Consider the following 1,771-nt stretch of genomic DNA (forward strand, 5'->3'; position numbering starts at 1 on the left):
ACTAGAATGTTTAGTAAAATGTAGGCTCAAGGCCAGGTTTATAAAGGAGTGTATGTATGCTGGAAAATGGTTTGTGGATGGTTTTGATCATCCTTGCTATCAATATTGTTTATGTGTCATTTTTTACCATTAGAATGATTCTTACGTTAAAAGGGTATCGATATATGGCTGCGTTTGTCAGCGTGTTTGAAGTTATTATTTATGTCATTGGACTTGGGTTGGTGTTAGACAATTTAAATCAAATACAAAATGTCATTGCATATGCAGTAGGATATGGTATTGGTGTTGTTGTCGGGATGAAAATTGAAGAAAAGATGGCACTTGGGTATATTACTGTTAATGTGATTACGAAAGAGTATGACAAGCAGTTACCAGAGGTGCTACGTCAAAAAGGATATGGCGTGACAAATTGGGCGGCAGAAGGTTTGGAAGGTGATCGTATGGCAATGCAGATCCTCACTCCTCGTAAATACGAGCTAAAGTTGTACGATACCATTAAAGAGTTGGATCCAAAAGCGTTTATCATCGCTTATGAACCGAAAACGATACATGGCGGCTTCTGGGTAAAAGCTGTTCGGAAAGGGAGGCTGCAGTCTTGAAGAAGAAATTCGAAGTCTTGGAATCCGAGACGATTGGCGATTGTTTAGACCGTATGGCGAAAGAAGGATTTATGCCTGTTCGACGTATGGAAGAGCCAGTGTTTGAAGAAATTCGTGAAGGAAGTAAAGTTGATTATCGTCCAATCAGACAGAAAATTGTCTTTGAAGGAGTAAAAAGAACTAAATCACGAACATTAGTTAAAAATAAGTATAAATTGTTCGAAAATAGCTTGACGTTCCCCATCACTATTGGTAAGATAAAAGAGAATTAAATGACCTCATATAATCTTGGGAATATGGCCCATAAGTTTCTACCTGGCTACCGTAAATGGCTGGACTATGAGGAAGTGAACGTTTCTGGCGAATGATAGTATGAGAACGATAGTGTAGGTTCACTATACGTTTCTTTTGTCACCGGATTCTCGCTTTCTCCTAGAGAGAGTGAGGCTCCGGTTTTTTCTTTTGGGAAAATCGAGCTTCCCTCTCTCTCCTACAATAAAGTGGATTGGGGGAAATGACATGAAAGTCGGCGTTATCATGGGTAGCCAATCAGATTGGTCTACGATGAAGAATACATGTGATTTATTAGATCAGTTAGGAATACCATACGAAACTAGAGTGGTATCTGCTCACAGAACACCAGATGAGATGTTTTCGTATGCAGAGACTGCTAGAGTAAGAGATATAGGTGTCATCATTGCAGGAGCTGGTGGAGCTGCTCACCTTCCAGGTATGGTTGCCGCAAAGACAACACTACCGGTAATCGGAGTTCCCATCGCTTCTAAATATTTAAAGGGAATGGATTCTTTGCTATCTATCGTTCAAATGCCAGCGGGAGTTCCAGTGGCAACGGTAGCTATTGGAGAAGCTGGTGCCAAAAATGCTGCGCTTTTAGCAACACAAATCCTAGCAATCCATAACACTACCTATCAAGCCGCACTACAATCATTCCGAGCTGCTCAACACGAACAGGCATTAGAAAGTAGTGATGCACTTGTTTAGAGATTGGGTGAAGCCAGGACAAACAATTGGAATTATAGGTGGCGGGCAGTTAGGTAGAATGATGACTTTTTCCGCTAAACAGATGGGCTACATCGTCTTTATTTGGGATCCGACAGAGAATTGTTCGGCTGGCCCGAGGTGGCAGATTACATATACAAGAACCGTTTGAA

Annotated in this window: 3 protein-coding genes, 1 pseudogene and 1 riboswitch; all 4 genes and pseudogenes read left to right on the top strand. The window is 41.1% G+C overall.

What is annotated here, in order from left to right:
- The first annotated feature begins 56 nt into the window (after nt 1–56).
- Nucleotides 57–599 carry a DUF2179 domain-containing protein gene (locus G8O30_RS15915; RefSeq protein WP_239672979.1) on the top strand — a complete coding sequence of 181 codons (543 nt, stop codon included), beginning with the start codon at nt 57–59 and terminating at the stop codon, nt 597–599.
- On the top strand, nt 596–871 hold the full coding sequence (locus G8O30_RS15920; protein ID WP_338040643.1) for an NETI motif-containing protein: 276 nt from the start codon (nt 596–598) through the stop codon (nt 869–871). Before G8O30_RS15915 ends, G8O30_RS15920 begins: the two co-directional genes overlap by 4 nt.
- A riboswitch (purine riboswitch) is annotated at nt 858–959 on the top strand. Its footprint overlaps the gene before it by 14 nt.
- A gap of 159 nt (nt 960–1,118) precedes the next feature.
- Nucleotides 1,119–1,601, top strand: a complete 483-nt coding sequence (purE, locus tag G8O30_RS15925) for a 5-(carboxyamino)imidazole ribonucleotide mutase (RefSeq protein ID WP_239672980.1) — start codon at nt 1,119–1,121, stop codon at nt 1,599–1,601.
- Nucleotides 1,588–1,725 (top strand): annotated as a pseudogene (locus G8O30_RS15930) (5-(carboxyamino)imidazole ribonucleotide synthase); the annotation flags it as partial. The gene purE and the pseudogene G8O30_RS15930, both read left to right, overlap by 14 nt.
- Nucleotides 1,726–1,771 lie beyond the last annotated feature (46 nt).

The organism is Mangrovibacillus cuniculi, from assembly GCF_015482585.1.
GTDB lineage: Bacteria > Bacillota > Bacilli > Bacillales > R1DC41 > Mangrovibacillus > Mangrovibacillus cuniculi.